Here is a 25757-nt window from a genome sequence, read left to right as displayed (position 1 = left end):
GTCGGGGGTGCTTGCCACACTGAGGGGCATGGATTGCGCGATCTATGTTCCTTCGTTCGGTTCGTCTCTCGGTGATCCGTCGGTGCTGGTGTCGCTTGCTGTGGAGGCTGAGGCGGCGGGGTGGGACGGGTTCTTCCTGTGGGATCACGTGGTGGTGCCGGAGGAGCCTGTTGTCGCTGATGTCTGGGTGACGTTGGGGGCGGTGGCGGCGCGGACGTCGAGGCTTCGGCTGGGGCCGTTGGTGACGTCGCTGGGGCGTCGGCGGCCGTGGAAGGTGGCGTTGGAGGCGTCGACTCTGCAGCGGTTGTCGGGTGGGCGGCTGGTGCTCGGGGTGGGTGCGGGTGTGCCGCAGGACTACTCCCCCTTCGGCGAGCGTGTGTCGCGTGCCGGTGCGATGTCGGAGGGCGTCGAGTTGCTGCGGGCGTTGTTATCGGGTGCCGAGGTTGAGCATCGGGGTGCGTTGTTCGAGGTGTCGGGTGTGCGGTTCGCGCCGGTGGAGGTGCCGATCTGGGTCGGCGGGAACTGGCCGCGTTCGACGCCGTTTCGTGCGGCGGAGCATGCGGCGGGCGTGGTGCCGGCGACGTTCGGCCCTGACGGTTTGGTGGTGCTGTTCCCCGACGACGCCGCTCGGTTGAAGGCGGACTTCGTGGCGTCGGGCGGCCCTGACGACGGTGATGTCGTGCTGTGGGGTGGCGGCGTGTTGCCGGAGGAGGTGAAGGAGTACGAGGACGCGGGTGTGACGTGGATGCTGACCGACGGCGGCGCGCGGGGGCTTGATGAGTTGCGGGCGTTCGTGGCTGCTGGTCCGCCGCGGTCAGGCGTGTAGGCCTCGGAGCAGGGTTTCGAGGTAGCGGCGTGCGGTGGCGAGCCGGTCGGCTGGGCCGGCGCTGTGCACGTAGGTGGCGTAGGAGATGCCGCACATGAGCGGGACGAGGTCGTCGTCGTGCACGTCGGGGCGGACGGTTCCGGCGTCGCGGGCGCGGGCGAGCAGTTTGGCGCCGGTGGCCAGGATCTGTGCTTTGAGTTCGGTGGTGCGTGGCAGCACGTCTTGTGCGGTGGCGGCGACCTTGACGAGTGCGGGGTCGGTGACCTGGCCTTCGACGAGCCTGGTGAGGAAGTCGGCGAAGGCTTTCCACGGGTCGTCGTGGGTGAGGGCTTGTTCGCCGTGGCCGGCGAGTGCTTCGAGGCAGGGCGTGGCGACGGTTTCGAGGAGCGCTTCGGTGGTCGGGAAGTGCCGGTAGATCGTGCCGACGCCCAGTCCTGCGCGGCGGGCGACGTCGTTGAGCTGCAGCGGGGTGCCTTCGTCGACGAGTTCTCTGGCGACGGTGAGGATGTGCTCCCAGTTGCGGGCGGCGTCCTTTCGCTGCGGCGTCATGTCTCCAGCCTAATTGGATACGCCATCCGGAACGTGGACGAGTGGCGCGTGCCTCTCGCTGAGCCTGCGCACGGCCTGTTGGACGCGTGGGTCCATGGCCGCGCGGTGTGGCGTCACGGGGGTGGCGCGTCGTCCGATCACGGTGCCTGAAGCCAGCGTCGTGTCGGTGGCGGCGAGGATCGAGGGCCGGGCGGCGACGGAGGCGGGGCCGGAGGTGGCCCGTTCGAACGTGCGGCGGACCAGCGGCCACAGCAGCCGCAGTCCGGGCGACACGATCTTGGGCGTGCGCAACGTCCCGTCGGTCATGTCGGTGGCCGCGCCGCCGGGGTCGGCGGCGAGCACGGCGACCTTGTCCTGCCGCTGGGCGAGGTCGAGGGTGTAGGCGAGGTTCGCGAGCTTGGCGCGTCCGTACCAGTGGAACCCGTAGTAGCCGCCGGGCGGCTCGACCTCGTCGAACACCTTCTTGGCGGTCGCGATCGACCCGGAGGTCACGTTGACGACTCGCCCGGTCAGCGTTGGCAGCAGCAGCTCGGTGAGCAGGTAGGGCGAGAGGTGGTTGACCACGAACGACGCTTCGAGGCCGTCGATCTCGGTGTGGTCGGCGAACATGGCGCCGACGTTGTTGACCAGCACCTCCACCTCCCCTTCCGCGGCGATCCGCGTGGCGAGCGCACGCACCTCGTCGAGCGAGGCGAGGTCGGCCTGCAGGAACCGCGCGGGCTCCCCTCCCCCGGCGTTGATCCTCTCGACGGCCCGCGCGCCACGTTCGGCGTTGCGTCCGACGACGGTGACGGCGAACCCCGCCCGAGCAAGTCCCAGCGCCGTCTCCAGTCCAATACCGCCGGTCCCCGCGGTGACCACTGCTCTGCGTGCCACGACAATCCCCAATCCGGATAGCTGATCCGCTTGAGATCGACGCTAGCACACATACGGATGAGCTATCCGTTTCCAGGATGAGCGAGAATGCGGCCGTGGATCTTGGGGTGATCGGCCAGGCGGCAGGCATGTTCGCGGTGACGAACGTCGACGACCTGGTGCTCCTGGCACTGTTCTTCGCGCAGGCGAAGTCGGCCTGGCAGGTCGTGACGGCCCAGTACCTGGGCTTCACCGCCATCCTCGCGATAGCCGTTGTCGGCGCCCTGGGCGCGTCCCTGCTCCCGACCCAGTTCCGCCCGTGGCTGGGCCTGATCCCCCTGGCGCTGGGCCTCAAAGCCGCCTGGTCCCTGTGGCGAGGCTCCGACGACGAGGACGAACCGGCCGCCGCTCCCGGCATCCTCGCGATGGCCGGCGTGACCCTCGCGAACGGCGGCGACAACATCGGCGTCTACGTCCCGGTCTTCGCCGTGGCGGACTCGCTGTGGGTCTACCTCGTGGTGTTCCTGCTCCTGGTCGGCGTGTGGTGCCTGGCGGGCTGGTTCCTGGCCTCCCGTCAGGTGGTCGCCCGAGCCCTGGCCAAATGGGGCCACATCGCTCTTCCGGTCGTCCTGATCGCGATTGGTCTTTTGGTGTTGTTCTCCGGTTGAGCACGTCGCTTGTCAGGTAGACATTTCGGGTGCGAAAGACCTACAGCTACAACGAGGCCGTCAAGATCCTCGGCGGCCGCGACCACCCGGTCATCGCCGCCATGGACAAGGTCCTGGGCGGCGCGCTGCTCGCGGGCTCGTTGGGGCTGTGGCAGGTACTCGATCTCTTCGACGCCAAGCCGGACTTCATCCGGCTGAGCAACGAGCTGATCTCCAAGATCTCCTCCAAACGCCGCGGTGTCACCCGCTACACCCGCACACAGCAACTGCACGCCGCGCACGCGGTTCTGGTGATGACGGCGTTCTTCGAGGCGTTCGAGGAGCAGCAGGTCAGTGTGAAGCTCGCCGAGCGGGACCGGGTGCTGGTGGCGGGCGAGCTCAACCCGTGGGAGCTCGAACTCCCCCTTCCCTCTGTGGGCCGCCCGTACGAGGAGAACCTCGCCCTCCTGGAACGTCTCTACGACAAGCTCGTCCACGCATTGCTCGAAACGCTGGCGAGTCTGGCGCCTTGGGACCGCCTCAACGAGACCGAGCGCGACCGGACCCGGGAGGCCGTGAGGCGCACCTCGACACGGGCGGTCGAGCGGTACGAGGAGCTGCTCGGGCAACTCGCCGCCGAGTACCCCGAGGTCAGGTTCTGGTGTGCGATCGAGGACAGCCGGTCGGTGCGCAAAGCACTGGCGCGGCTGGAAGAAGTCCTGCGTGAGACCACGACCGACTTGACGCCCGAGGTGCGGCTGAGGGAACTGGCGGGCGTCTACCGTGGCGCGTTGCGGCGGCCGCTGGTGAAGTCGACGGAGGCCCCCGAGGGCGTGCGGATCCCCAGCCTCGCCGACGCCTACGTCGATCCCCGGTTCCAGGTGGTGATCGGGACTGAACGGGCCGCGGCGCCGTCGTTGCTCTCATGGTGGGACGACGTTCCTGTCCGTGATGATCTCTACGCGTACCTGGCGGGCTACCTGACCTCGCCGGAGGCGCTGGAGGCTCCCCTGCTGGTGTTGGGTGATCCGGGATCGGGCAAGTCGATGCTGACTGAGATGCTCGCGGCGCGGCTGCCGGCGTCGGACTTCGCCGTGGTGCGGGTGGAGTTGCGTGGCGCTCCTGCCGAGGCCGGTCTGGAGCAGCAGATCGAACACGGCCTGCGCGCGTTGCTGCAGGAACCGGTGAGCTGGGCCGACTTCTCCCGCAAGACCGGCGGAGCGCTGCCGTTGGTGGTGCTGGACGGCTTCGACGAGCTGTTGCAGGCAACCGGGGTGAGCCAGACGCGGTACCTGACGGTCATCGCCGAGTTCCAGCAGCGGCTGGAGGACATGGGCAGGCCGGCGGTGTTCGTGGTGACGAGCCGGTTGAGCGTGTGCGCGGGCCTGGAGCTGCCGCAGGGCACGCAGGTGGTGCGGTTGATGCCGTTCGACGACGACCAGGTGCGGTCCTGGCTGGAGGTGTGGAACGCGGTCAACCGTCCGCTGCCCGCCGAGACGGCGCTGCGGTATCCGGATCTCGCGTCGCAGCCGTTGTTGTTGCTGATGCTCGCGCTGTACGACGCGGTCGACGACTCGTTCCAGCGGGACCACCTCAGCCTGAGCCGCGGGCAGCTGTACAAGCGCCTGCTCGAACTGTTCGCCCGCCGCGAGGTGACCAAGGACGACGCGGACCGGTCTCCTGCGGATCTGGATCGCGACGTCGAGTACGAACTCGACCGGCTTTCGGTGGTCGCGCTCGCGATGTTCAACCGCGGCGCGCAGTGGATCGCCGAGCACGAGGTGACGGCCGATCTGGCCCAGTTGCTGGAGGTGGACTCCCCTGACCGGCTGGTGGGCAGGCGCACTCCCCTCTCGGCAGGCGAGACGGTGCTGGGGCGGTTCTTCTTCGTGCAGAAGACGGAGGCCATGCGCGAGGACAAGACCGCTCTGCGGACCTACGAGTTCCTGCACGCCACCTTCGGTGAGTACCTCGTGGCGCGGTTCGTGTGGAACAGGCTCGCCGAGCTGCGGGAGGAGGATCGGGCCCGGCCCAGGCGCAAGGCCGTCGCGGACGACGCCGAGTTCTACCCCCTGCTGTCCTACACCGCGCTCGTGACGAGCAAACCGGTGCTGGACTTCCTGCGGGAGTTCGCGGCGCGGTCTGACCGGGACGGGCTGTTCGACCTGGTCTCGCGATTGTTCGCGACGCGTGACGACACCCGCAAGGAGCGCGGCGACTACTCGCCGGTGGAGTTGACTGACTCAGCGCGGGACGCGAAGTACTCGCTCAACCTGGTGGTGCTGGCACTGGCGCTGCGGGAGAAGCTCTTCGCCGACGAGTTGGGCGTGAGCGTGGACGACTGGCAGCGGCTGGCCCTGTTCTGGAAGTCGCGGCTGTCGTCGGGCGAGTGGGCGAGCGTGGTGCTGTGGTTCTGGGTCGAGCGCGACGCCGACCGGCACTTCGCGTTGAGTCTGAGCAACCGCGAACGCGAGGTCCACAACGAGTGGCTGCTGATGTCGGAGCCGTACGTGACCTTGGACGAGGTCAGCATGACGTTGCGGGACGCGGTGACCCCGCTGGTGTCCCAGCACGGGATCGGCGTGACAGCAGCCCTGATCAACTTGATGGCGACCCCGATCGAGAGGTGTCTGCCCGCGCTGGAGCGGCTGTACGAGGCCGACGATGGCGGCGTCAACTTCTCGTCTGAGTTCTTCGCGCGGCTGGGAACCGGTGGCAACGACATCGAGCTGATGCAGCGGTTTGCGGACAGGTCCCTTCTCATGCGCACCGAAGACGAGCTGGAAGGCCTGCTGAGACTGCACAGTCTTGGGTTGAGGGCATCGGACGTTCCCCTCATGTTCGACCTCAGGATCGTGCTGGAACAACTCACCCCGCGTGAGGCCTACGGCATCCGGCCTGACCTGGTCAAGCAGGCCAGACGGGCGGCGGAGGAGCTGGGTGTTGAGTTGAAGTGGTGAACTCGGCCGCCAGTGCCGCCAACTCCTGCTCGCTCAGATCGCGCTCCCCCACCCGCCGCAACAACTCGGACCGCGAACACACCACCACCGCCCCCACGCGGGAGCCGAGGTCGGCGGCGGACACGATCTCCGCCTCCCCGTTGTGCACGACCAGGATCGGGTCGGGCGTCTCGGTGTAGAGCAGGTGCTCAATGTCCCGTCCGGTGATGGCCATGGTCAGTCTTGTACGGCGCGGGCGTAGCGGGCCGCAAGAGAGCGAACGTGTGCCACCAGCTCTGGTGGTGAGGTGACCTCGAAGTCGAAGCCGAGCATGCCGATCCACACGGCGAGCGTTTCGACCGAGTCGGAGCCGGTCACGAGTACGCAGGACGCGTCGTCCACGGCTTCGACGGTGCCGATGTAGGAGTTGATGCGCGCGGCCACGGTGTCGGCTGGGGCGCGGACCAGGACGCGGGCCTGGAAGCGCCAGGCGGCCTGGTTCACGCGGGAGGCGACGTAGGTGGTGGCGTCGAAGTCTCGTGGGGCGAAGCGCGGGCCGAAAGGTGGTTGGGGTGGGGTGATGCGGTCCACGCGGAAGCTGCGCCAGTCCTGTTTGTCGGCGTCCCAGGCGACCAGGTACCAGCGGCGGCCCCAGTTGACGAGTCGGTGGGGTTCCACTCGGCGGCGGGTCGGGGTGCCGTCGTGGGCCTGGTAGTCGAAGCGGAGGGTGTCGCTGTCGCGGCAGGCCGCGGCCAGGACCGTCAGCAGCTCCGGGTCGAGAGCCGGGGCCGGGGAGTCGCGAGGGACGGATTCGATCTGTTCCAACGCCGAGACGCGGTGGCGCAGGCGCGACGGGAGGACCTGTTCGAGCTTGAGCAGCGCGCGCAGGGAGACCTCTTCCAGGCCTGTGACGGCGTTGGTGCGCAGGGCGGCCGCTACGGCTACGGCCTCGTTGTCGTCGAGCAGCAGGGGTGGGAGTTCGGCGCCGGCGCCGAGGCGGTAGCCGCCGAACGAACCTGTGGTGGCGTTGACCGGGTAGCCGAGTTCGCGCAGGCGGTCTACGTCGCGGCGGACTGTGCGGGGGCTGATGCGCAGTTCGTCGGCCAGTTCGCTGCCCTGCCAGTCGCGGCGTGACTGCAGCAGGGCGAGCAGGCGCAGCAGGCGCGCCGATGTTTCCAACATGGACGGACACTTTAGGACAGAGTCTGGCCGCAAGTGTCGTTAGCCTCGGGTTATGACGGAGATCAGGGAATTCCACATCGCGGTCGACGACGCCGACATCGACGAGTTGCGGCTTCGTCTGACGCGGACGCGGTGGACCGACCAGGTGCCGGGGGCCGGGTCGCTCTACGGCGACGACGTCGCGGACGTCAAGGAGATGGCGCGGTACTGGGCCGGGGAGTTCGACTGGCGGGCCGTGGAGGCGCGGCTCAACTCCTTCCCGCAGTTCGTCACCGAGATCGACGGCACGAACGTTCACTTCCTGCACGTCACGAGTCCGAACCCGGACGCGTTGCCGATCATGCTGATCCACGGCTGGCCCGGCTCGGTCATGGAGTTCGTGGACGTCGTGGAGCACCTGCGCGAGGACCACCACCTGGTCATCCCCTCGATCCCCGGCTTCGGGTTCTCCGGGCCGACGACCGAGACGGGCTGGCACTCCGGTCGGATCGCGAAGGCGTTCGCGGAGCTGATGGCGCGGCTGGGCTACCAGCGCTACGGGGTGCACGGCAACGACGCGGGAGCGATCATCGCGCCGCAGGTCGGGCAGGTCGACCCCGAGCACGTCGTGGGCGTGCACGTGACGCAGATCTTCTCGTTCCCCTCGGGTGACCCGGCCGAGATGGAGGGCCTGAGCGAGGACGACTACCGCCGGCTCGGGGTGCTGCAGAACTTCTGGGAGACGATGTCGGGTTACGCGAAGTTGCAGCAGGCGCGGCCACAGAACGTGGCGTTCGCGCTCGCGGACTCCCCCGTCGGTCAGCTCGCCTGGACGATGCAGCTGATGGGCGAGCCGGCCGTCACGAAGGACTTCCTGCTCGCGAACGTCGCGATCTACTGGTTCACCGCGACCGCCGGGTCGAGCGCGCGGTTGTACTTCGAGGACGCGCACCGCGAGGACCAGCCGACCGAGCCGACGACGGTGCCGATGGGCGTCGCGATCTTCCCCGACGACTTCCAGACCATCCGCCGCTTCGCCGAGCGCGATCACCACAACCTGGTGCACTGGTCGGAGTTCGAGACGGGCGGGCACTACTCCGGGCACGACTCGCCGGAGCTGCTGGCGGGCGACCTGAAGGTGTTCTTCGCCAAGATGTAGCGGTGCCGCAGTGGGTGGAAGCAGGGATCTGGGGACTGGCAGGCGGCGGGGCGCTCGTGGTGGGCGCGCTCGTCGCCTGGTTCCTGCGCGTGCCCCGCGACGTCGTGGCCGTGGTGATGGCGTTCGGCGCCGGGGTGCTGACCGCGGCGGCGGCGTTCGAGTTGATGGACGAGGCGGAGAAGACCGGCGGCCTGCTCGCCACCTCCGCCGGTTTCCTCGGCGGCGCGGTCGGCTACGTGCTGGCGAACCTGCTGCTGGCCCGGCACGGCGCGCGGCATCGCAAGCGCAGCAGCAACCAGCCGACCGAGACCGACCAGGCCGGCAGCGGCACCGCGATCGCCGTGGGCGCGCTGCTCGACGGCATACCCGAGTCGGTCGTGCTGGGCGTGTCCCTGCTCAGCGGCGGCGGGGTCGGGGTGGCGATGCTCGCGGCGGTGGTCATCTCGAACGTCCCCGAGGGCCTGTCCAGCGTCGCCGGCATGAAGCAGGCCGGGCGCGGACCCCGCTACGTGTTCGGGGTGTGGGGTGCGATCGCGGTCGCCAGCGGGCTGTCCGCGGCGGCCGGAAATCTGCTGCTCGACGGCGCGTCACCACAGCTCATCGCCGTGATCACGGCTGTCGCGGCGGGAGCGATCCTGGCGATGATCGCGGACACCATGATCCCCGAGGCCTACGAACGCGCCCGCCTCTACACCGGGCTGTGCACCACCGCCGGGTTCCTGACGGCGTTCGTGGTGGAACGGCTCGGCTGACCGGCTGGCGCGCCGCCCGCAGTGGCGGTAGGAGTGCGGTCATGGGTGTTCCGCTGGTGGACTTGTCCGGATGGTTCGACGGCACGCGCCGTGCCGAGGTGGCGGGCCGCGTCGACGCGGCGCTGCGCGAGTCGGGGTTCCTGCTGATCACCGGGCACGGCGTCCCGGACGAGCTGCGCGCGCGGACCCGAGCGCTGACCCGGGAGTTCTTCGCCCTGCCCACCCCCGACAAGCAGCCCTACGCGGTGCGCACGGGCGGGAGGGGCTGGTTGCCGCCCGACGTGCAGGCGACCGGACGCGCCGACGGGGCGATGGCACCGCCGGACCTGAAGGAGACGCTGGCGTTCGGCTCGGACGATCCAGCGGGCGGCGACCCGTTCTTCTTCCGCCCCAACGTCTTCCCCACCCAGGTCCCCGGCCTCGAGGCGGCCGTGACCGAGTACGTGGCGCGGATGCGGGCGCTGTCCGACGAGCTGCTGACGATCTTCGCCGTCGCCCTGGGCGACCCCGGGACCCTGTTCACCCGGCACACCGGCAACGCCTCGTACACGCTCAACGTCAACCACTACCCGCCGCTGCGGCAGGTCGGGTCCGCGGGGCTGGGGCAGTTCCGCATCGGCGAGCACACCGACTTCGGCACCGTCACGATCCTGGACCGCCAGCACGGCGTGGGCGGCCTGCAGGTCCGCACCCTCGACGGGGTGTGGGAGAACGCGCCGTTCGACCCGGCCGCCTTCACCGTCAACATCGGCGACCTGATGGCCCGCTGGACCTCCGACCGGTGGCGCTCCACCCCGCACCGCGTCCTGCCACCCGACGCCGCAGCACCCGACGAGGACCTGGTGTCGCTGATCTTCTTCTACAACACCGACCACGACGCGCGGATCGTGTCGCTCGACGGCCGCTACCCCGAGGTGGGCGGAGGCGAGTACCTGCGGGCCAAGCTCGACGCCATCTCGATCGAATGAGTTCGGCGGGCTAGACCCGCCAGACGGTGGCGCTGCGGGTCTCGGTGCTCTCCAGCGTCAACGGCACCGGCACCTCGTAGCGGGCCTGCGCGGTGAACAGGTCGCGGGGCAGGTGCGCGCGGTCCGGGTCGCCGAGCAGCACGAGCGCGCCCCGTGCGGCGGCCCTGGTCAGGAACGGCAGCACCAGCGCGGTGATCTCCGCGTCGTAGAAGACGTCGCCGGCCAGCACCACGTCGGCGCCGTGGGCGTCGCTGTCGAGCTGGTCACCGCCCAGGGTGCTGACCGTGACGACGTTGGCCACCGCGTTGAGCTCCACGGCCGCGAGCGCCAGGGGGTCGATGTCGTTCGCGGTCACCACCTCCGCCCCGGCGATGGCGGCGGCGATCGCGACCAGCCCGGAACCGGAGGCCAGGTCGAACACCTTCTTGTCGCGCACGAGCCCGGAGTGGTCGAGCAGGTGCCGGGCGAGGGCCTGGCCGCCCGCCCACGGGAACGCCCAGAACGGCGGCTGGTCGTGGTGGGTCAGTTCCCACAGGTCCATCGCCTCGGCCGCGCTGTGCAGCAGCACCTCGGGCACCAGCGGCACCGGGGCCAGCGTCGTGTTGGCGAGCACGAAGTCGGTGAGCGTGGGCGCGGACATGACGGAGAAGCCTACGGGCAGCGCGAACACCGCCCGCAGAGTCGAAAGGCCACACCTTCACATGCCGCCGGCGACCCGCAGGATCGTGCCCGTCGTGTAGGACGCCTCATCCGAGAGCAGCCACGCGATGGCGTTCGCGATCTCGTCGGCCTCACCGGGGCGGCCGAGCGGGATCCGGGAGGCGACGCGGTCGGGGCGGTCGGGCTGACCGGAGAGCTGGTGGATGTCGGTGCGGATCGTGCCGGGCTGCACGCAGTTGACCCGGATCCCGCGCGGCGCGAGCTCCTTGCCCAGTCCGATCGTGAGCGCGTCGACGGCGGCCTTGGTGGCGGCGTAATGCACGTACTCCCCCGGACTGCCCAGCGTCGCCGCCCCCGAGGACACGTTCACGATCGAGCCACCGGTCATCCGCCGCGCCGCCTCCCGTGCGACGAAGAACGCGCCGATGACGTTGACGTCGACCACGCGGCGCAGGTCCTCGGTGCGCAACTCGGCCAGCGGGCCGGACGGGGAGGTGATGCCCGCGTTGTTGACCACGCCGGTGATGTCGTCGCCGGCCGCGTCGAACAGACGCGCCACGTCGTCCTCGTCGGCGGTGTCGGCCCGCACGGCCAGCACGCCGAGTTCCTTCTCCAGCGCCCGCGCCTCGGCGGCGGCCTGGCGGTAGCTGATCACGACCCGGTGCCCGTCGCGCACGAGCCTGCGCGCGGTCGCGGCACCGATACCCCGGCTTCCCCCGGTGATCACCGTTGTCATGCCGCCCACCCTAACCCGTATACTCGGCGCCGGATATACGGGAGCGGATATGACGTTCAAGCGCACGAACCCCCTGGCCCTCGCGGTGCTGGCGCTGCTGTCGGAGCGGCCCATGCACCCCTACGAGATGGCGCAGACCATGCGGGAACGCCACCAGGAGGAGGTCATCAAGCTCAACTACGGCTCGCTGTACACCGTGGTGGAGTCCCTGACCCGTCACGAGCTGATCGCCGCCTCGGCCGTGCAGAAGGCCGGCAACCGGCCCGAGCGCACCGTCTACGCCGTCACCGACGCGGGCACGGCGGAGCTGCACGACTGGCTGCGCTCGCTGATCGCCGAACCGGCCAGGGAGTACCCGCGCTTCGAGGCCGGGATCTCGATGGTCGGGCTGCTGCCGCCGGCCGACGCGCTGGAGGTCGTGCAGCGCCGTGAGGCCGCCGTGGCCGAGCAGCTCACCGCGCTGGCCGTGCTGCTGGAGAAGCTCGCGGGCATGGGGCTGCCGCAGCTCGCGTGGATCGAACTCGACTACCGGATGGCCATGCTGCGCGCCGAACGCGCCTGGCTGTCCTGGTTCGCCACCGCCACCCGCGAGGGCACCGTCGGCGGCTACGACACCTGGGAGGACAGACACCGATGAGATTGCTCTTCGAAGTGACCGGCGTGGTGCACGCGCCGTTGGAGGACGTGCGCGCACGGATGTTCGCCGACGCCGGCGAGTCCGGGTCGCACCGGCTCGTGGACCGCGACCAGGGCGTGATCGCCTACTGGGGCGACTGGTGGTACCGCGGCGAGGACTCGCTGCACCCGCATCCCGAGGGCGCGCTGGTGCGGCACCGCGTCTACAACATCGCCAAGCAGGGCAACTGGGCGCCCTACCTGGCGAACAAGCTGTTCCTCGGCTACCGCGCCAAACTCGAAGCCTCGATGCGCGACCGCGTGCGGCGGCTCGAAGGCTAGAGCTGACCGAAGCGCACGCCGGCGACGAACACCGCGAGCGCGCACAGCACCAGGTTGACCGGCACCGTGGCGCCCTCGCCGCGCCGGATGTGCGTGATCGCGGCACCCACCTGCACCAGCGCGAGGCCGATGGCCGCGATCGGGGTGAGGATCGGCGCGATGCCGGTCAGCCACGGCAGCACAAGCCCGATCGCGCCCGCGACCTCGACCGCGCCGATGCCCTTGACCTGCCCGTCGGTGAAGTCCCCGACCCACGACATGCGCGGCTCGGCCAGCAGATCCTGTTTGGTCTTGAGCAGCTTGGTGAAGCCCGCCATGAGATAGAGGGCCGCCAGCAGTCCCGAGACGATCCACACCGCGAGGTTCATGAACGAAAACCTAGCCCTCGCTCCGCACGACAACCACTGATGTTCGAGGTCACACCGATTGAGTAAGGGTGTCCTTAGTCATCACCCGAACGGCCGTATAGGGTGTGCAGATGAGGTGCTCGATACTCTCCGACTTCGCGGGCGAACCGCTGGCCGGCACGGCCGCGACCGCGACCGCGTGGCTGTGCCTGGAACAGCCGGGCCCGTGGGGCCGCGACGCCCTGCTGGAGAGCCACCTCGACCCCGAACTGGGCGCCGAACTGCAGCGCCGCGCCGCCGGCACAGGCGTGCGCATCCTGCTGATCCGCCGCCCCGGCAAACACGCCGACACCCACGTCCCCGCGACCCGGCGCCTGTACCTGGCCTCGACGAAGCCCGGCGCCTCGTGGCTGGAACAGGCCGACCTGGCCACCCCGGAGGAAGCCCTCGAACTCGACTTCGAGGAACTGGGCGCGGGCCGCTCCACCGCGTTCGGCACCCCGGTCGCCGACCCGTTGCTGCTGATCTGCACCAACAGCAAACGCGACGTCTGTTGCGCCCTGTACGGCCGCCCGATCGCCACCGCGCTCAACCTGTGGGAGTGCACCCACACCGGCGGCCACCGCTTCGCCCCCACCGGCGTGCTGCTGCCCACCGGTCACCTGTACGGGCGAATCGACCACCAGTTGGCCCACCGCGTCGTCACCGAGGGCATCCTCGCCGACCGCTGCCGGGGCCGCTCCTGCTTCACCCCGCGGGGTCAGGTGGCCGAGGTCGCCGTCCGCTCGCGGATCGGCGAGACCCGCGACGTGCTCACCGTCGTCGGCGAGACCGCGGACTCCGCGACCGTGCGGCACGACGACGGACGGGAGTGGCGGGTGGCGCTGACCGAGCAGCCCGTGCCGCCGCGGCCGGCCAGTTGCGGCAAGTCGCCGGACATCGCGATCGCGCTGGTGGCGACGGCGATCGACGAGCTGGTGAGGGTGTGCCGCTAGCCTTGATCGAGTGCCTCGGCTGATCCACCTCAACGGCCCCACCGGCGTCGGCAAGTCCACACTGGCCGCCCGCTACGCCGCCGCTCACCCCAGGACCCTCGACCTCGACGCCGACGAACTCGTCCGCCTCGTCGGCGGCTGGCGCGAGGACTTCTACGGCGCGGTCGACCTCGTCCGCCCGCTCGCACTCGCCATGGCCGCCACCCACCTGGCCTCGGGCAACGACGTCGTGATGCCGCAGCTGATCATGCGCCACACCGAACGCGACAAGTTCGCCCACGCGGCCACCTCCGCGGGCGCCGGCTACGTCGAATTCGTGCTGCTCACCCCACCCGAGACCGCGATCGACCGCTACCGCAACCGCGAACACCACATCGACCACGTCGTCGACGCGCTGGGCGGCGAGACCGTCATCCGGCACAGCCACGAGCGCGTCACCGCCTACCTCACCCCCGGCACGACGGTCATCGACGCCACCGGTGATCTCGAACAGACCTACGCGGCACTGCTCGCCGAACTAAGTTGATCGAATGGGCACCTTGCGCAGCACTCACCTCGTCGGCACGGACCGGCGCCGTGTCCTGGGCCGCGTCCTGCTGGTCCTCTCGCTCGCGTGCGCGGCGATGGTCGCGCTGTCGTTCGTGATCGACCTCGACGGCGCCGAGAACGGGCTGGTCTTCGCGCTCATCCCGCTGGGGCTCAACGCCCCGGCCGCCTTCCTGCTGCTGCGCAAGGCACGCAGGCCCGAGGTGATCGAGCTCCACGACGACGGCATCGCGCACGTCATCGGCGGCGTGACCCGGTTCTGGAGGTGGGATCAGGTGAGCACGATCGACGCCACCGAGCAGCTCGAGCCCGACTGCACGCTGCGCTTCTCCGACGGCGCGATGCTGCACATCAGCGGCACCACGCAGAACAGCCGTCTCATCGTCAGCACGCTGACCACGCACTGCCTCGACGCCACCCGCGCACCGCTGCGCAGCAGGCACAAGCGGTACACGGCGGTGGTCCTCGGTGCTGTCACGCTCGTGACCGGCGCTGTCGCGGTGCTCACCGGGCCGACCGTGTTCACGGTGGCGTGCGGGGTGATGGCGGTGCTCAGCCTGATTCTGCTGATCTCCGTTCTGGTGACCGGCCGGCGTTAGGCACGGTCGCGGAGAACACGCCGATGCCCAGCGCGTAGGGGTCGTTGAGGCCGACGGTCTTCAGCGTTTCGGCCGGCAGGGCGAGCAGGGAGATCGCGACGCCCAGGAAGTAGGCGTCGAGCAGGCCCGTGTCGCGGACCGTGGACGGCAGGCCCGCCGCCTGTTGCAGGGCGGCGCCGGCCTCGGCGTTGGCGAGGACCATGCCCGAGAGCGCCTCGCGCACGCCGGGGCGGCGGACGGCCTCCAGGTAGAGCTCGACCATCGCGAGCATCTGCGTCGGGTCGTCGGCGACCGCGCGGCGCAGCAGGGCCGGGTAGAGCTCGGCGACGTCGGTGGCGGTGATGTCGGGCGGGGTGGTCTCGCGCAGGCGTTGCACGGCGGCCTGGTGCAGTGAGGTCATGCGGGCGGCGCACGCGGTGAGGACGGACTCGCGGGTCGGGAAGTAGTTCTTGGTGGTGCCGATGGGGACGCCGGCCTCGCGGTCGATCGCGCGGTGGGTCAGGCCCCGGCCGCCTTCCACCGCGAGGATCTGGATCGCGGTGTCGCACAGAAGCTCACGACGGCTCACGGTCCGGGACACTAGCAAGATCACCACGGCTGTGGTGTGCCGGGGCGAACGTGCTGGTCCCGGCGGTCGCGGTGAGGACGCCGCGTTCGAGCACGAGGAACAGGCCGCAGACGCAGCGCACGTAGGCGACCGGGCCGTGCGAGGAGACGGCGGTCGAGCAGGGCCAGTGGCAGGCGGGGCAGGTGGCGATCATGAGCCAAGCCTGATGTCATGGTCTAGTGCATTTCAACCCTTACGGCGGGGCGGCCGCCGAGCTCGCCGCGAAGCTGGTCAACGCCGATCCGGCCGATCGGCTGCTCGACGTGCTGAAAGCCTCGGACTACAAGCCGCTGGGCTCGCTCGACGCCCGCCAGGAACGTGACGTACGAGACTGGATCGAACGGCTGCGGCAGGTGTTCCGGGAGCCGACCGTGGAGCTGCTCAACGAGCTGCTGGCCCGATCGTCGACCACGCACTACATCTCCACGCACGACGGACGCGCCCCGCACCTGCACTACGCCCGTGAGGACGCGCCGACCGACGTGCGGCTGAAGGCCTACACGGCGGCGGGCATGGCGGCGTTGTTCTGCGAGGACGCCGGGCGCATCGGCTGGTGCGGCCGCGAGGGCTGCGACACGGTGTTCGTCGACACCAGCCGCAACGGCAGGCGCAGGTTCTGCTCGACCAAGTGCGCGAACCGCGTGGCGGTGGCGAACCACCGGAGTCGTCAGTCGGCGTGAACGCGGTGCCCGAACCGGGCGTTCTCGAACGACGACTCGCCCCCGAACGCGGCGTCCACGAAGTCCTCGCGGCCCCGGAACCACGCGCCCGCGAACGACGAGGCACCCGCGAACCAGGCACGGCGGAACACCGCCCGCCCACCGAAGCGCACCCGTGAGCAGTCCAGCTCGGAGCCGAACCGCGAGCAGGTGAAGTCCGCGCGCCCGGAGAACCGCGTCCCGCGCAGCACCGCCGGACCGGCGACGTGGATGTGCGACAGCTCGCCGTTGCCGCACACCGTCACCCCGCGCAGCCCCAGGCCACGGGCGAACACCGACCGTGTGAGCTGCACGTGCCGTGCGAAGAACGCGCCGCGCGCCTGAAACGTCCCGAGGAACGTCGACTGGTCGAACCGCGCGTCACCGAGGAACCGGGTGCCGTCGAACCGGGCGTCGCGCAGCCGGCACTCCGACAGGTCGAAGTCGACCAGCGTGGTGTGGCGCAGGTCCACGTCGCTGCCCAGCCAGAACCCAGGGCCCGGTCGCAGGCGCGCGGCCAGCGAGGCCTGCAGGACGCTGCGCCACCGCTGGTCGACCGCGGTGCCCGGCCACGGCAGCTCCCGCAGCGCCTCGCACAGCACGTCCAGCGCGGGCTGCCGGTGCTCGGCGCGGCTCTCCCCGTGGGCGACCCAGTCCCGCAGCCCGCCCAGGCGCACATCGGACTCAGGAGCGAGCAGCCGGGCGCGGATGTCCTGCAGCGGCGACAGGCTGCGCGGCGCCGGGCCGGGTGTCCGCCGTCGCCGGCCCCACGTCACCGCCGCGACGGTCAGAACACCGGAGGTCGCTGTGAGCCAGCGCGAGAGAAGGGACATGACTCGATGATGTGACCTGGGTCATCACCCCGGACAGTGGCGGAGTTCAACCCGGTGTTCAACGCCCAGCCCACCGGCCGTGACAGCCGGTGGGCATCAGGGGCGTCTCAGTCGATCACGTTGAGCAGCCGCCGCGGCCAGTAGTTGTCGGCCTGGGAGATGCCGTAGCGCAGGACGCGGTAGGTCGTGCCGTGGACGCTGCGCTGCTCGTAGGCGTGGTACGCGGTCCGGTAGGGGTCGGCCCACTTCTCGAAGATGACGACGTGCCGGCCGTCGGCGGTGTCCCCCGTGGTGTTGACGATGATGTCGCCCCACCGCAGCTCGGCCAGGGAGATCGGCTTGGAGTGCAGGCGGTCGGCGAGGTCGGTGGTGATCTTCCCGGGCTGGTCGATCTTCGCGGCCATCGAGACGTAGCCGGAGCAGTCCTGCCGGTAGCCCTCGAACCTCGCCTGCTGGCTGTAGGGGACCGGGCCGTGACCGGGGCCGGCCGTGAGCCACGACCTGGCCCGGTTGATCAGGTCGGCACGGGTGACGTCCGGGTAGGCGTGCGCGGGCAACGACGACACCAGGGTCGTGCTCACGGCGACGAGGACCGCGGCGGCCATCGCGAGGACTCTCATGCGTGCTACTCCCATTCCGTAGATCACCTGTGGGCGCTTAGGGTCGGTTCATGGAGCTGACGGAGCTGTGTTTCGCCGGGGCGGCCAGGCAGGCGCACGCCGTGCGGTCCGGCGAGGTGAGCGCGCGCGACCTGGTCGCCGAGCACCTGCGGCGCATCGAGCGGATCGACCCGCGGCTCAACGCGTTCCGGCTGGTCTTCGCCGAGCAGGCCCTGGCGGAGGCCACGAGGGCGGACGAACGCAGGGCCGCGGGCGAGGACCTGCCGCTGCTGGGCGTGCCGATCGCGGTCAAGGAGGACATCGCGCTGCACGGCCTGCCCACGACCAAGGGCACGAACGCCGCCCGCACCCCGCAGCCGGCGGACTCCGCGATCGTCACGCGGCTGCGCGAGGCCGGGGCGGTGATCATCGGCCGCACCCGCATGCCAGAACTGGGCCTGTGGCCCTACACCGAGAGCTCCTGGGCCGGTCCGACGCGCAACCCGTGGTCGCTGACGCACTCGCCCGGTGGTTCCAGCGGTGGTTCGGCCGCGGCGGTGGCGGCGGGACTGGCGGCGGCCGCGATCGGCACCGACGGCGCCGGGTCGATCCGCATCCCCGCGGCGGTGACGGGCCTGTTCGGGCTCAAGCCCCAGCGCGGCCGCGTCTCGCTGTCGCCGGAACCGGAGATGTGGGGTGGGCTCGTCGTGGCGGGGCCCATCACCCGCACGGTCGCGGACTGGGCGTTGGTGGCCGACCAGATCCACGGCGCCATGCCCGGTGACGCGCACGTCGCCCATCCGCCGCGCACGAGCTTCACCCAGGCCGCGCGCACCGATCCGGGCCGGCTGCGGATCGGGGTGTCGCTGCGGCCGTGGGGGCCGGGCATCGCCATCGCCGATGAGGTCCGCGACGTCGTGCAGGACACCGCCGCGCTGCTCACCGACCTCGGCCACGACGTGGTGCGCCTCGACCCGCCGATGCGTGACGTCACCGCCTCCACGCAGTTCGCGGCCCGGTACCTGCACAACGCCTATCTCGCGCGCACGGGGATGGAGTTCCCGGACCTCGTCGAGGCCCGCACGCGTGCGGTCGGTGAGCTGGGCCGCCGCATCCCGCGTGGCGCGGTGCGCTGGGCGGGCAAGGACGACGCGACGCTCACCGCCTACGCGAACCGGGTGTTCACCTCGGTGGACGTGCTGCTGACCCCGGCGCTGACCCGTCCGCCGATCCGCGTGGGCGAGTGGGACGGCCGCAACGTCGTCACGGCGCTGCTCGCGGCGTCGCACTACACGACGTTCCTGCCGCTGTGGAACATCGTCGGCAACCCGGCCGCCTGCGTACCCGCCGGCCGCACCTCGGCGGGCCTGCCGCTGGCGGTGCAACTCGTGGGCCGCCAGCACGACGAGTGCACGCTGCTGTCGGTGTCCGCCCAGCTGGAGCGTGCCCGGCCGTGGGCGGACCGGATCCCGTCCGGCCTCGATCATGCGAAATAGGATAGTACGAGTACGGACTATCCGAATCGGTATTGGTCAGAATCCGCGCCGGGACAACTCGTCGAGCAGTTCCCGGTCGGCCACGTGCCGCGACTTGATGTGGTCCAGGTAGTCGGCGAACGCGTCGGGCTGCAGGCCGCGTAGTTGTTCGAGCAGTTCGACCACCAGGTCCTGCTCCTCGATGCCGCGCCGAGCGAGCTCGACCTCGACGATGCGCCGGTAGACCTCGACCGCGAGGCGGCTGCCGTCGTGCACGAGGTGGTTCACCAGTTCCGCGCGCAACGGCGGCCACTCGTCGGTGTGCACGACCAGCGCGCGGATCTTGAGGTAGACGTCGAGGTTCGGGCGGGCGAAGAACGCCTCCCGGCACACCTCCACCGCCCGCTGGGGTGTGCCTCGGCGCAGGTGTTCCTCGACGGCGAGGTCGATCAGCCGCAGCGCCGCGCCTCGCCCGCCCACGGCGCGCAACCCGCGTTCGACCCACTCCAGGGCCTCCTCGGAGCGGCCGTTGTCCCGCAGCACGGTCGCGACCTGCAGGTAGTGCCAGCCCGAGGACAGGTCCTTGGACAGCACCAGCAGTTGCAGGTCGACGTCCTCGGTGTACTCGGCGAGCTCCTCCATGACGCGCAGCAACGCCCAGCGGGCGCGGTCGTAGCGGCCGGTCTCGCCGAACCCGATCACCGCCAGGGGCTCGAACAACGCCACCGCCCGCTCCCGGTACCGGGCGAGGCCGTCGTCGTCGAGCGAGTCGGCGTAGGCGGCGAGGCTGACGTCGGGCGCGTCGGGGTGGTGCAGCTGCAGGTCGAGCAGCCAGTCGGCCAGCCGCAGCGGGTCGGGCCTGGTCTCGGCGCACGCGAGGGCGTGGGTGCTCAGGACGCGATGGGCCAGTTCGGCGAGTTCGACGCGGTGCCGGCGGCTGCCCGCGACACCGTCGGCCAGCTGCGTGACGATCCGCTCGATCAACGCGACCAGCGCGGGGCCGGGATCGGTGACCAGCAACGACTGCAGCTCGACGGACACGGCGGTGAGCGCCTGCCACTGCACCGGCCAGTCGGTGCCCTCGCCGTCGGCCTCGGCGAGCGCGGAGGCCACGGTGGCGGGCAACGAGTCCATCACAACATCATTCACGCGTCACCTGGTCGAGTGCCACCGATGTCGCCCTAACGGATTTAAGGTTCACCGTCGGTGTTCGACTGCCTACAGTTCGGCCAGCTTCCGGGTCAGCACGGCACGCTCGCGTTCGTTGCCGCAGAGACGAATGGCCTGCTCCAGCTCGGTGCGGGCCTCCTGGACCCGGCCCAGACGGCGCAGCAACTCTCCGCGCACGCCCGGTAGCTGGTGCGAGTCCTTGAACGCGTCGCTCGACGCCAGCGAGTCGACGATCGGCAGGGCCGCGGCGGGCCCCTGGGCCATCGACACGGCGACCGCGCGGTTGAGGTCCACGACCGGGGACGGCGCGAGACTGCCCAGCCCCTCGTACAGGGCGACGATGCGGCCCCAGTTCGTCTCCTCGACCGAGGACGCCAGCGCGTGGCACTCGGCGATCGCGGCCTGCAGCCCGTAGTAGCCGTACCCGCGACCGGCGTCGGCGGCCTTCGCGAGCGCGGCCCGGCCCCGCGCGATGGCGGAACGGTCCCAGCGCCGCCGGTCCTGCTCCTCGAGCAGCACGGTCTCGCCGTCGGGACCGCGACGGGCCGGGAACCGGGCGGCGGTCAGTTCCAGCAGGGCCAGCAGGCTGTGGACCTCGGGTTCCTCCGGCATCAACCGCGACAGGATCCGCGCGAGCCGCTGCGCCTCCCCGGCCAGGTCGAAGCGGATGACCTCGTCACCGGAACTCGCGGACGAGCCCTCGGTGAAGATCAGGTAGACCACGCTCAGGACCTGGGCCAGCCGCGCGGGACGCTCGTCGACCGGCGGCACCTCGAACGGCACGCCGGCGGCGCCGAGGGTCTTCTTGGCGCGCGTGATGCGGGCCTGCACGGTCGCGGTGGGCACCAGGAACGCCCGCGCGATCTCGTCGCTGGTCAGGCCGCCGATGACGCGCAACGTCAGCGCCACCCCGGACTCGCGCGAGAGCACCGGGTGACACGAGGTGAACATCAGGGCGAGGGTGTCGTCGTCGATCTGGTCCGGGTCCCACAGCACGTCATCGGGTGCCGGGCCGGGCTCGGCACCGGTCAACGCGCCGCCCTCGGGCAGGTGGTGGGCCATCGCGGCGTACTTCTCGTCACGGGCGCTGCGGCGGCGGAACGCGTCGATCGCGCGCCGCCGTCCGACGGTGAGCAGCCAACCGGCCGGGTTGTTCGGCACGCCCTCGCGCGGCCAGGTCACCAGCGCTTCGGCCAGTGCCTCCTGCGCGAGGTCCTCGGCCAGCGCGAAGTCGCCGGTGTAGCGGGTGAGCGCACCGATGATCCTCGCGGAGTCGATGCGCCACACCGCGGCCACGGCCTTGCGTCCGGTGGGGTCGCTCATGAGGCCAGATCAAACCAAACGTGCGATCAGAGCTGGCCGGTGGACTCGCGCCACGCCCGTTCCTTCTTGATCCACTCGTTGTCCTGCGGGAACTCGTCGATCGTCGGGACGCGGCGGATCTCGGTCTTGAACCCGGCGGCGGTCATCGGGGTGCGCTTGGCCCACCCGATGGCGTCCTCGATGGTGGGGACGTTGATCAGGTAGAAGCCGTTGAACAGCTCCTTGGTCTCCCCGTACGGGCCGTCGGTGACGACGGGCGGTTCGGAGGAGAAGTCGACGACCACGCCCTCCTCGGCGGGAGCGAGGCCTTCGGCGGCGATCAGCACGCCGGCCTCGATGAGCTCCTCGTTGAACCTGCCGACGGTCTCGAGCATCTGGTCGAAGTCGATCTCACCGAGGTTGGCCCACGCCTCGTCGGAGGCCACTCGCCAGATCAGCATGAACTTCATGATGTGCTCTCCCAGTGGTTCGTGCGGGTCCGTTGTGGACCCTTTCACGCCAAGGTCGAACGGGCCGGGCGTTCGATCGACACAGCCACCGGATTTTCTTGAAGTTTTCTGTTTTCGCTGGTGAAACGACTGAGCGGCCCACCCCGGTGATCGGGATGGGCCGCTCGGCGTGTCTGTTGCCTCAGACCTGGTCTTCCGGCTGGTGCAACGACCGGGGCTGCTCGCTCTCGAACTCCGACCCGGCCAGTTCCGGCAGCGGCGCGGAACGGCCGACCGGACGCGGCATGCCGCTGAGCGGACCGGGCACCTCCTGACGGGCCACCGCCTCCGCGGCGGCGACGGCCTCGGCGACCTTCGGGTCGGACTTGAGGTCGAACCAGGCGGCGACCGACTCGTCCTCGTCCTCCGGGCGCGACGTCTCACCCTCCTCGGCGGCCGGCGGCTCATAGCGGAACACGCCGTCGTCACCGGGCGCGCCGAGCATGCGGGCGAACCCTTCGAGGGCCTTGCCGTAGTCGGACGGGATCATCCAGACCTTGTTCGCGTCGCCCTGCGCCATCTGCGGCAGCGTCTGCAGGTACTGGTAGGCCAGCACCTCCGGCGTGGGCTTGCCCGCCTTGATCGCGGCGAACACCTTCTCGATGGCCTTGGCCTGACCCTGCGCCTGCAGGTAGCGGGCGGCACGTTCACCCTGCGCCCGCAGGATCTGCGACTGCCGCTCACCCTCGGCCGACAGGATCGCGGCCTGCTTGCCGCCCTCCGCGGCGAGGATCTGCGACTGCTTCTGGCCCTCCGCGGTCTTGATCGACGACTCGCGCTGGCCCTCGGCGGTGAGGATCATGGCGCGCTTCTCGCGGTCGGCGCGCATCTGCTTCTCCATCGAGTCCTGAATGGACGGAGGAGGGTCGATGGACTTGAGCTCGACGCGGGCCACGCGCAGGCCCCAGCGGCCGGTCGCCTCGTCGAGGACGCCGCGCAGTTGACCGTTGATGTGGTCACGCGAGGTCAGCGTCTCTTCCAGGCTCATGCCACCGACGAGGTTGCGCAGCGTGGTGATGGTGAGCTGCTCGACACCGACGATGTAGTTGGAGATCTCGTACACCGCGGAGCGCGGCTCGGTGACCTGGAAGTACACGACGGTGTCGATGGACACCGTGAGGTTGTCCTGGGTGATCACCGGCTGCGGGGGGAACGACACGACCTGCTCGCGCAGGTCGATGCGGGCCCGCACCTTGTCGATGAACGGCACGATGATGTTCAGGCCGGGTGCCGCGGTGTTGCGGTAGCGGCCGAGGCGTTCGATGACGGCGGCCTGCGCCTGCGGGATGACCAGCACCGATTTGACGGCGATGGTCAGCACGAAGATCGCGATTACGGCCACGACCACAGCGGTGATCGGGTCCAACTCGGTTCACACCCTTCTGCGGGCGCTCACACCGCGGCTATCACCACGGCGACGGCGCCCGAGATCTCGACAACGGTGACGGCTTCTCCTGCTTCGACCACGGACCCGTCGAGGGTGCGCGCGCTCCAGGTGTCGCCGCCGATCTTCACCTGCCCGCCGTGCTCGTCCACCTTGGACAACGCGATGGCCCTGCCGCCCAGCAGCGCCTCGTGGTGCATCCTGATCCCCGAGCCGAGCTGCAGCCGCTTCTTGAGCAGCGGCCGGGCCCCGACGATCAGGCCCACCGACGAGGCCGCGAAGACGAGCACGCTCACCAGGTCGGCGGCACCCAGTGCGGACACGCCCGCCGCGGCCAGCGCGGCGGCGCCGAGCATGACCAGCACGAAGTCACCGGAGAGAACCTCGGCGACGACGAGCAGTATCCCGACGATCAGCCAGATCAGCGCGGCCATGAGCCCATACATACACCAACGGGGAGCACCGGGCTCCGAGATTCACCGTGCTGGGCCCCGGACCGTAACGAAATCGATCAACGGGAGATGATTCCGGCGAAGGAGGCGTGATGGCGAAGTCGGTGAAGTCGAGCAGGGGCCGGTTCGTGTCCGGGCTCGTCCTGGTCGGCGCGATCGTGGGGCTGGTGATCGTGCTGCAGTCCGCGGCCGAGCAGCGGTCCTGGGCCAGCGCCGAGGCGACGGTGCTCGAGCGGATCAAGTCCGGCAAGAGCGCCTCGCTGAAGGTCGAGTACCCGCTGCCCGATGGCGGCAGGCAGGTGCAGATCCTGTCGGAGAACGGGTCCAAGCACGAGCAGGGGACGCGCGTGACCGTGCGCTACGACCTGCGCGACGGCCGGGTCGTGGACGCGGCGCTGGCCGACAACGACCAGGTGTTCTGGGTGCTGGGCGTGATGCTGGGCGTCGTGGCGGTGGGCTCGCTCGGCATGAACCTCATCGCCTGGACTCGCGCGCGCAGGCCCGAGTGATCAGTCCTGGGGCACGGTGACGAAGTCGATGAGCCGTTCGACGGCGCCGAGCAGGTCGGACTCGATGTCGCGGTAGCTGCTCACCGAGTTCAGGACGCGCTGCCAGCCCTCCCACGTCTCGCCCCAGCCCAGCGCGGTGCACACGCCGGTCTTCCAGTCGACGCCGCGCGGGATCTGCGGCCACGCCTTGATCTTGACGGCCGCGGGCTTCACGGCCTGCCAGATGTCGACGTAGGGGTGGCCGGTGACGAGGACGTTGTCGTCGCGGATCTGGTCGACGACGCGTTGTTCCTTGGAGTTCGCGACGAGGTGGTCGACCAGGACGCCGAGGCGGCGGTGCGGGGCGGTGCCGAAGTCGTGGATGCGTTGCGGGAGTTCGTCGACGCCGTGCAGGGGTTCCACGACGATGCCCTCGACGCGCAGGTCGTGGCCCCAGACGCGTTCGACGAGTTCGGCGTCGTGCTTGCCCTCGACCCAGATGCGGCTGGCCTTGGCGGTCTGCGCGCGCAGACCTTCGACCTTGACCGAGCCGGACGCGGTGATCTTCGCCTGCTGCGGCTGCGGCATGGGTTTGACGAGGGTGACGGGCTTGCCGTCGATGAGGAAGCCGGCGGGGTTGAGCGGGAACAGCCGGCGCCGGCCGTGGCGGTCCTCCAGGACGACCTGGCCGTACTCGAACTTCACGACGGCCCCGCAGAAGCCGCTGGCGGGGTCCTCGACGACGAGGCCGGGTTCGGCCGTGATCTCGGGGACCTTCTTGCGCTTCGGGGTCGACAGGATGTCGCGGCCGTAGTCGTGGGAACGCACCGGGGAACCCTAACCGTAGAAGGGTTTGAAGGCGGTGAGCCACTCGTGGACGCGGTCCAGGTCGACGTCGGCGCCGTGCAGGTCGTAGCCGCCGTGCACGAAGTCCAGCCAGTCGACGGCCGGGTCGCCGACGCAGGCACGGGGGTCGATCGCGATCGGGCCGTCGGGGCCTTGCAGGACGTTGCCGGGGTGCATGTCGCCGTGCAGCAGCACGGGTTTGACGTCGTCCTGGGCGAGTTTGCGGGCGCGGTGGTGTTCGGTGGCGTAGTAGGTGCCGGTGCGGCGGGTGAGCACGGTTTCGAACAGGAAGTCGACGCGGGCCTTGAGCGGCGGGAAGCCTTTCGGGCTGGCCTCGTGCAGGTGCGGGACGACCTTGGCGGGGTCTGTGGCCGGGCTGCCGGGCTGGATTCTGCGCAGCAGCAGCGCGCCGCGGGCGAGGTCGGCGTCGAGGAGGTCGACCATCGCGGGGGTGCCGGACCAGGCGGCGAGTGCTCTGGCCTCGTGCACGGCGATGTCGTGGTCCGGGGTGAGCTTGAGGACCGCGGAGGTGCACAGGAACGTGGTGCCGGTGCCGCCGGGCAGGTGTTCGACCAGGGTGAGGCCCCAGCGGGCGGTGAGCGTGGCGACCAGGTCGGGCAGGGCGTCGATCCACCCGGTCACGCCGGTGCCGAAACGTCGGATCAGGCGGGCTCTGGCGGCGTCATCGATCACTCAAC

Annotated in this window: 32 protein-coding genes; 14 read left to right on the top strand and 18 right to left on the bottom strand. The window is 70.2% G+C overall.

Annotated features, from left to right (window positions below; translation table 11 throughout):
• The first annotated feature begins 28 nt into the window (after positions 1–28).
• Complete coding sequence (locus tag ACH413_RS05670; protein WP_360036482.1) at positions 29–826, top strand: LLM class flavin-dependent oxidoreductase; 798 nt, start codon at positions 29–31, stop codon at positions 824–826.
• Here the strand turns inward: ACH413_RS05670 and ACH413_RS05665 are convergent.
• Together ACH413_RS05665 and ACH413_RS05660 are read right to left on the bottom strand one after the other, a co-directional pair.
• Positions 815–1375, bottom strand: a complete 561-nt coding sequence (locus ACH413_RS05665; protein WP_360036479.1) for a TetR/AcrR family transcriptional regulator — start codon at positions 1373–1375, stop codon at positions 815–817. The genes ACH413_RS05670 and ACH413_RS05665 overlap by 12 nt on opposite strands.
• Before the next feature lie 9 nt (positions 1376–1384).
• Positions 1385–2251 carry an SDR family NAD(P)-dependent oxidoreductase gene (locus ACH413_RS05660; RefSeq protein ID WP_360036477.1) on the bottom strand — a complete coding sequence of 289 codons (867 nt, stop codon included), beginning with the start codon at positions 2249–2251 and terminating at the stop codon, positions 1385–1387.
• A gap of 77 nt (positions 2252–2328) precedes the next feature.
• Here ACH413_RS05660 and ACH413_RS05655 point away from each other — a divergent pair, with 77 nt between their 5' ends.
• Both ACH413_RS05655 and ACH413_RS05650 read left to right on the top strand, forming a co-directional pair.
• A complete protein-coding gene (locus ACH413_RS05655) occupies positions 2329–2898 on the top strand; it encodes a cadmium resistance transporter (protein ID WP_396424876.1) in 570 nt (189 codons plus the stop codon).
• 29 nt (positions 2899–2927) lie between these two features.
• Complete coding sequence (locus tag ACH413_RS05650) at positions 2928–5837, top strand: hypothetical protein (RefSeq protein WP_360036474.1); 2910 nt, start codon at positions 2928–2930, stop codon at positions 5835–5837.
• Here the strand turns inward: ACH413_RS05650 and ACH413_RS05645 are convergent.
• Positions 5785–6051 (bottom strand): hypothetical protein, encoded by a 267-nt coding sequence (locus ACH413_RS05645; protein WP_360036471.1) that lies wholly within the window; start codon positions 6049–6051, stop codon positions 5785–5787. The genes ACH413_RS05650 and ACH413_RS05645 overlap by 53 nt on opposite strands.
• A 2-nt stretch (positions 6052–6053) precedes the next feature.
• A complete protein-coding gene (locus ACH413_RS05640) occupies positions 6054–6998 on the bottom strand; it encodes a YafY family protein (protein WP_360036469.1) in 945 nt (314 codons plus the stop codon).
• Positions 6999–7050: 52 nt separating this feature from the next.
• Between ACH413_RS05640 and ACH413_RS05635 the strand changes: the two genes are divergently transcribed.
• Genes ACH413_RS05635 through ACH413_RS05625 form a run of 3 tightly spaced genes read left to right on the top strand, consistent with a single transcriptional unit; the run spans position 7051 to position 9856 of the window.
• Positions 7051–8136 (top strand): epoxide hydrolase, encoded by a 1086-nt coding sequence (locus tag ACH413_RS05635; protein ID WP_360036467.1) that lies wholly within the window; start codon positions 7051–7053, stop codon positions 8134–8136.
• Positions 8137–8138: 2 nt separating this feature from the next.
• On the top strand, positions 8139–8888 hold the full coding sequence (locus tag ACH413_RS05630; protein WP_360036465.1) for a ZIP family zinc transporter: 750 nt from the start codon (positions 8139–8141) through the stop codon (positions 8886–8888).
• Positions 8889–8929: 41 nt separating this feature from the next.
• Entirely contained in the window at positions 8930–9856 is a 927-nt protein-coding gene (locus ACH413_RS05625) for a 2-oxoglutarate and iron-dependent oxygenase domain-containing protein (RefSeq protein WP_360036463.1), read from the top strand.
• 10 nt (positions 9857–9866) lie between these two features.
• On the opposite strand, the gene ACH413_RS05620 is transcribed toward ACH413_RS05625, so the two are convergent.
• Complete coding sequence (locus ACH413_RS05620; RefSeq protein ID WP_360036462.1) at positions 9867–10496, bottom strand: 50S ribosomal protein L11 methyltransferase; 630 nt, start codon at positions 10494–10496, stop codon at positions 9867–9869.
• A gap of 57 nt (positions 10497–10553) precedes the next feature.
• Positions 10554–11252: an SDR family oxidoreductase gene (locus ACH413_RS05615; RefSeq protein ID WP_360036460.1), complete on the bottom strand. Its 699-nt coding sequence runs from the start codon at positions 11250–11252 to the stop codon at positions 10554–10556.
• Between the two features lie 49 nt (positions 11253–11301).
• On the opposite strand from ACH413_RS05615, the gene ACH413_RS05610 reads away from it, so the two are divergent.
• Together ACH413_RS05610 and ACH413_RS05605 are read left to right on the top strand one after the other, a co-directional pair.
• On the top strand, positions 11302–11889 hold the full coding sequence (locus ACH413_RS05610; RefSeq protein ID WP_360036457.1) for a PadR family transcriptional regulator: 588 nt from the start codon (positions 11302–11304) through the stop codon (positions 11887–11889).
• Positions 11886–12209 carry a hypothetical protein gene (locus ACH413_RS05605; protein ID WP_360036454.1) on the top strand — a complete coding sequence of 108 codons (324 nt, stop codon included), beginning with the start codon at positions 11886–11888 and terminating at the stop codon, positions 12207–12209. The genes ACH413_RS05610 and ACH413_RS05605 overlap by 4 nt, the downstream gene beginning before the upstream one ends.
• Here ACH413_RS05605 and ACH413_RS05600 read toward each other — a convergent pair.
• A complete protein-coding gene (locus ACH413_RS05600) occupies positions 12206–12577 on the bottom strand; it encodes a DoxX family protein (RefSeq protein ID WP_360036451.1) in 372 nt (123 codons plus the stop codon). The genes ACH413_RS05605 and ACH413_RS05600 overlap by 4 nt on opposite strands.
• A 110-nt stretch (positions 12578–12687) precedes the next feature.
• Between ACH413_RS05600 and ACH413_RS05595 the strand changes: the two genes are divergently transcribed.
• From ACH413_RS05595 to ACH413_RS05585, 3 genes are read left to right on the top strand one after another with little or no spacing between them, the layout of a single operon-like run.
• Positions 12688–13551 carry a sucrase ferredoxin gene (locus ACH413_RS05595; protein WP_360036448.1) on the top strand — a complete coding sequence of 288 codons (864 nt, stop codon included), beginning with the start codon at positions 12688–12690 and terminating at the stop codon, positions 13549–13551.
• Between the two features lie 10 nt (positions 13552–13561).
• Positions 13562–14077, top strand: coding sequence for an AAA family ATPase (locus ACH413_RS05590; RefSeq protein WP_360036446.1), 516 nt, complete (start codon positions 13562–13564; stop codon positions 14075–14077).
• Positions 14078–14081: 4 nt separating this feature from the next.
• Positions 14082–14696, top strand: coding sequence for a hypothetical protein (locus tag ACH413_RS05585; protein WP_360036443.1), 615 nt, complete (start codon positions 14082–14084; stop codon positions 14694–14696).
• Here ACH413_RS05585 and ACH413_RS05580 read toward each other — a convergent pair.
• The gene (locus ACH413_RS05580; protein ID WP_360036440.1) at positions 14650–15264 is read right to left on the bottom strand and encodes a TetR/AcrR family transcriptional regulator; all 615 of its coding nucleotides are present in this window, start codon (positions 15262–15264) and stop codon (positions 14650–14652) included. The genes ACH413_RS05585 and ACH413_RS05580 overlap by 47 nt on opposite strands.
• Positions 15251–15457 (bottom strand): hypothetical protein, encoded by a 207-nt coding sequence (locus tag ACH413_RS05575; RefSeq protein ID WP_360036437.1) that lies wholly within the window; start codon positions 15455–15457, stop codon positions 15251–15253. The genes ACH413_RS05580 and ACH413_RS05575 overlap by 14 nt, the downstream gene beginning before the upstream one ends.
• Positions 15458–15482: 25 nt before the next feature.
• Here ACH413_RS05575 and ACH413_RS05570 point away from each other — a divergent pair, with 25 nt between their 5' ends.
• Positions 15483–15983 carry a CGNR zinc finger domain-containing protein gene (locus ACH413_RS05570; protein ID WP_360036433.1) on the top strand — a complete coding sequence of 167 codons (501 nt, stop codon included), beginning with the start codon at positions 15483–15485 and terminating at the stop codon, positions 15981–15983.
• On the opposite strand, the gene ACH413_RS05565 is transcribed toward ACH413_RS05570, so the two are convergent.
• The gene (locus ACH413_RS05565; protein WP_360036430.1) at positions 15971–16834 is read right to left on the bottom strand and encodes a pentapeptide repeat-containing protein; all 864 of its coding nucleotides are present in this window, start codon (positions 16832–16834) and stop codon (positions 15971–15973) included. The genes ACH413_RS05570 and ACH413_RS05565 overlap by 13 nt on opposite strands.
• A 107-nt stretch (positions 16835–16941) precedes the next feature.
• Positions 16942–17454 (bottom strand): hypothetical protein, encoded by a 513-nt coding sequence (locus ACH413_RS05560; protein WP_360036427.1) that lies wholly within the window; start codon positions 17452–17454, stop codon positions 16942–16944.
• Positions 17455–17504: 50 nt separating this feature from the next.
• Between ACH413_RS05560 and ACH413_RS05555 the strand changes: the two genes are divergently transcribed.
• The gene (locus ACH413_RS05555) at positions 17505–18929 is read left to right on the top strand and encodes an amidase (protein ID WP_360036424.1); all 1425 of its coding nucleotides are present in this window, start codon (positions 17505–17507) and stop codon (positions 18927–18929) included.
• A 36-nt stretch (positions 18930–18965) separates the two neighbouring features.
• Here ACH413_RS05555 and ACH413_RS05550 read toward each other — a convergent pair whose 3' ends face one another.
• From ACH413_RS05550 to ACH413_RS05530, 5 genes are all read right to left on the bottom strand, one after another.
• The gene (locus ACH413_RS05550) at positions 18966–20057 is read right to left on the bottom strand and encodes a hypothetical protein (RefSeq protein ID WP_360036421.1); all 1092 of its coding nucleotides are present in this window, start codon (positions 20055–20057) and stop codon (positions 18966–18968) included.
• Positions 20058–20126: 69 nt separating this feature from the next.
• The gene (locus tag ACH413_RS05545; RefSeq protein WP_360036418.1) at positions 20127–21401 is read right to left on the bottom strand and encodes an RNA polymerase sigma factor; all 1275 of its coding nucleotides are present in this window, start codon (positions 21399–21401) and stop codon (positions 20127–20129) included.
• Between the two features lie 26 nt (positions 21402–21427).
• Positions 21428–21850, bottom strand: a complete 423-nt coding sequence (locus ACH413_RS05540; RefSeq protein WP_360036415.1) for a YciI family protein — start codon at positions 21848–21850, stop codon at positions 21428–21430.
• Between the two features lie 181 nt (positions 21851–22031).
• A complete protein-coding gene (locus tag ACH413_RS05535) occupies positions 22032–23246 on the bottom strand; it encodes an SPFH domain-containing protein (RefSeq protein ID WP_360037256.1) in 1215 nt (404 codons plus the stop codon).
• 35 nt (positions 23247–23281) lie between these two features.
• Positions 23282–23707, bottom strand: a complete 426-nt coding sequence (locus tag ACH413_RS05530) for an NfeD family protein (RefSeq protein ID WP_093603168.1) — start codon at positions 23705–23707, stop codon at positions 23282–23284.
• A gap of 110 nt (positions 23708–23817) precedes the next feature.
• Here ACH413_RS05530 and ACH413_RS05525 point away from each other — a divergent pair, with 110 nt between their 5' ends.
• Positions 23818–24234, top strand: coding sequence for a DUF3592 domain-containing protein (locus tag ACH413_RS05525; protein WP_360036412.1), 417 nt, complete (start codon positions 23818–23820; stop codon positions 24232–24234).
• On the opposite strand, the gene ACH413_RS05520 is transcribed toward ACH413_RS05525, so the two are convergent.
• Positions 24235–25041, bottom strand: a complete 807-nt coding sequence (locus ACH413_RS05520) for a DUF3097 domain-containing protein (protein ID WP_360036409.1) — start codon at positions 25039–25041, stop codon at positions 24235–24237. It abuts the gene before it with no gap.
• Between the two features lie 9 nt (positions 25042–25050).
• Positions 25051–25752 carry an aminoglycoside phosphotransferase family protein gene (locus tag ACH413_RS05515; protein ID WP_360036406.1) on the bottom strand — a complete coding sequence of 234 codons (702 nt, stop codon included), beginning with the start codon at positions 25750–25752 and terminating at the stop codon, positions 25051–25053.
• Positions 25753–25757: the final 5 nt, after the last annotated feature.

Source organism: Lentzea sp. NPDC020367 (assembly GCF_044387305.1).
Lineage (GTDB): Bacteria > Actinomycetota > Actinomycetes > Mycobacteriales > Pseudonocardiaceae > Lentzea.
Note: the sequence above shows the minus strand (reverse complement) of the source record. Positions and strands in the feature narration are given on the sequence as shown.

What these genes read in the sequence shown, in the direction of transcription:
- ACH413_RS05545 (WP_360036418.1), bottom strand. Translation starts at nt 21,401, where the DNA reads ATGAGCGACCCCACCGGACGCAAGGCCGTGGCCGCGGTGTGGCGCATC.
- ACH413_RS05640 (WP_360036469.1), bottom strand. Translation starts at nt 6,998, where the DNA reads ATGTTGGAAACATCGGCGCGCCTGCTGCGCCTGCTCGCCCTGCTGCAG.
- ACH413_RS05595 (WP_360036448.1), top strand. Translation starts at nt 12,688, where the DNA reads ATGAGGTGCTCGATACTCTCCGACTTCGCGGGCGAACCGCTGGCCGGC.
- ACH413_RS05540 (WP_360036415.1), bottom strand. Translation starts at nt 21,850, where the DNA reads ATGAAGTTCATGCTGATCTGGCGAGTGGCCTCCGACGAGGCGTGGGCC.
- ACH413_RS05555 (WP_360036424.1), top strand. Translation starts at nt 17,505, where the DNA reads ATGGAGCTGACGGAGCTGTGTTTCGCCGGGGCGGCCAGGCAGGCGCAC.
- ACH413_RS05605 (WP_360036454.1), top strand. Translation starts at nt 11,886, where the DNA reads ATGAGATTGCTCTTCGAAGTGACCGGCGTGGTGCACGCGCCGTTGGAG.
- ACH413_RS05585 (WP_360036443.1), top strand. Translation starts at nt 14,082, where the DNA reads ATGGGCACCTTGCGCAGCACTCACCTCGTCGGCACGGACCGGCGCCGT.
- ACH413_RS05575 (WP_360036437.1), bottom strand. Translation starts at nt 15,457, where the DNA reads ATGATCGCCACCTGCCCCGCCTGCCACTGGCCCTGCTCGACCGCCGTC.
- ACH413_RS05560 (WP_360036427.1), bottom strand. Translation starts at nt 17,454, where the DNA reads ATGAGAGTCCTCGCGATGGCCGCCGCGGTCCTCGTCGCCGTGAGCACG.
- ACH413_RS05635 (WP_360036467.1), top strand. Translation starts at nt 7,051, where the DNA reads ATGACGGAGATCAGGGAATTCCACATCGCGGTCGACGACGCCGACATC.
- ACH413_RS05610 (WP_360036457.1), top strand. Translation starts at nt 11,302, where the DNA reads ATGACGTTCAAGCGCACGAACCCCCTGGCCCTCGCGGTGCTGGCGCTG.
- ACH413_RS05530 (WP_093603168.1), bottom strand. Translation starts at nt 23,707, where the DNA reads ATGGCCGCGCTGATCTGGCTGATCGTCGGGATACTGCTCGTCGTCGCC.
- ACH413_RS05625 (WP_360036463.1), top strand. Translation starts at nt 8,930, where the DNA reads ATGGGTGTTCCGCTGGTGGACTTGTCCGGATGGTTCGACGGCACGCGC.
- ACH413_RS05645 (WP_360036471.1), bottom strand. Translation starts at nt 6,051, where the DNA reads ATGGCCATCACCGGACGGGACATTGAGCACCTGCTCTACACCGAGACG.
- ACH413_RS05655 (WP_396424876.1), top strand. Translation starts at nt 2,329, where the DNA reads ATGAGCGAGAATGCGGCCGTGGATCTTGGGGTGATCGGCCAGGCGGCA.
- ACH413_RS05670 (WP_360036482.1), top strand. Translation starts at nt 29, where the DNA reads ATGGATTGCGCGATCTATGTTCCTTCGTTCGGTTCGTCTCTCGGTGAT.
- ACH413_RS05665 (WP_360036479.1), bottom strand. Translation starts at nt 1,375, where the DNA reads ATGACGCCGCAGCGAAAGGACGCCGCCCGCAACTGGGAGCACATCCTC.
- ACH413_RS05565 (WP_360036430.1), bottom strand. Translation starts at nt 16,834, where the DNA reads ATGTCCCTTCTCTCGCGCTGGCTCACAGCGACCTCCGGTGTTCTGACC.
- ACH413_RS05525 (WP_360036412.1), top strand. Translation starts at nt 23,818, where the DNA reads ATGGCGAAGTCGGTGAAGTCGAGCAGGGGCCGGTTCGTGTCCGGGCTC.
- ACH413_RS05620 (WP_360036462.1), bottom strand. Translation starts at nt 10,496, where the DNA reads ATGTCCGCGCCCACGCTCACCGACTTCGTGCTCGCCAACACGACGCTG.
- ACH413_RS05600 (WP_360036451.1), bottom strand. Translation starts at nt 12,577, where the DNA reads ATGAACCTCGCGGTGTGGATCGTCTCGGGACTGCTGGCGGCCCTCTAT.
- ACH413_RS05615 (WP_360036460.1), bottom strand. Translation starts at nt 11,252, where the DNA reads ATGACAACGGTGATCACCGGGGGAAGCCGGGGTATCGGTGCCGCGACC.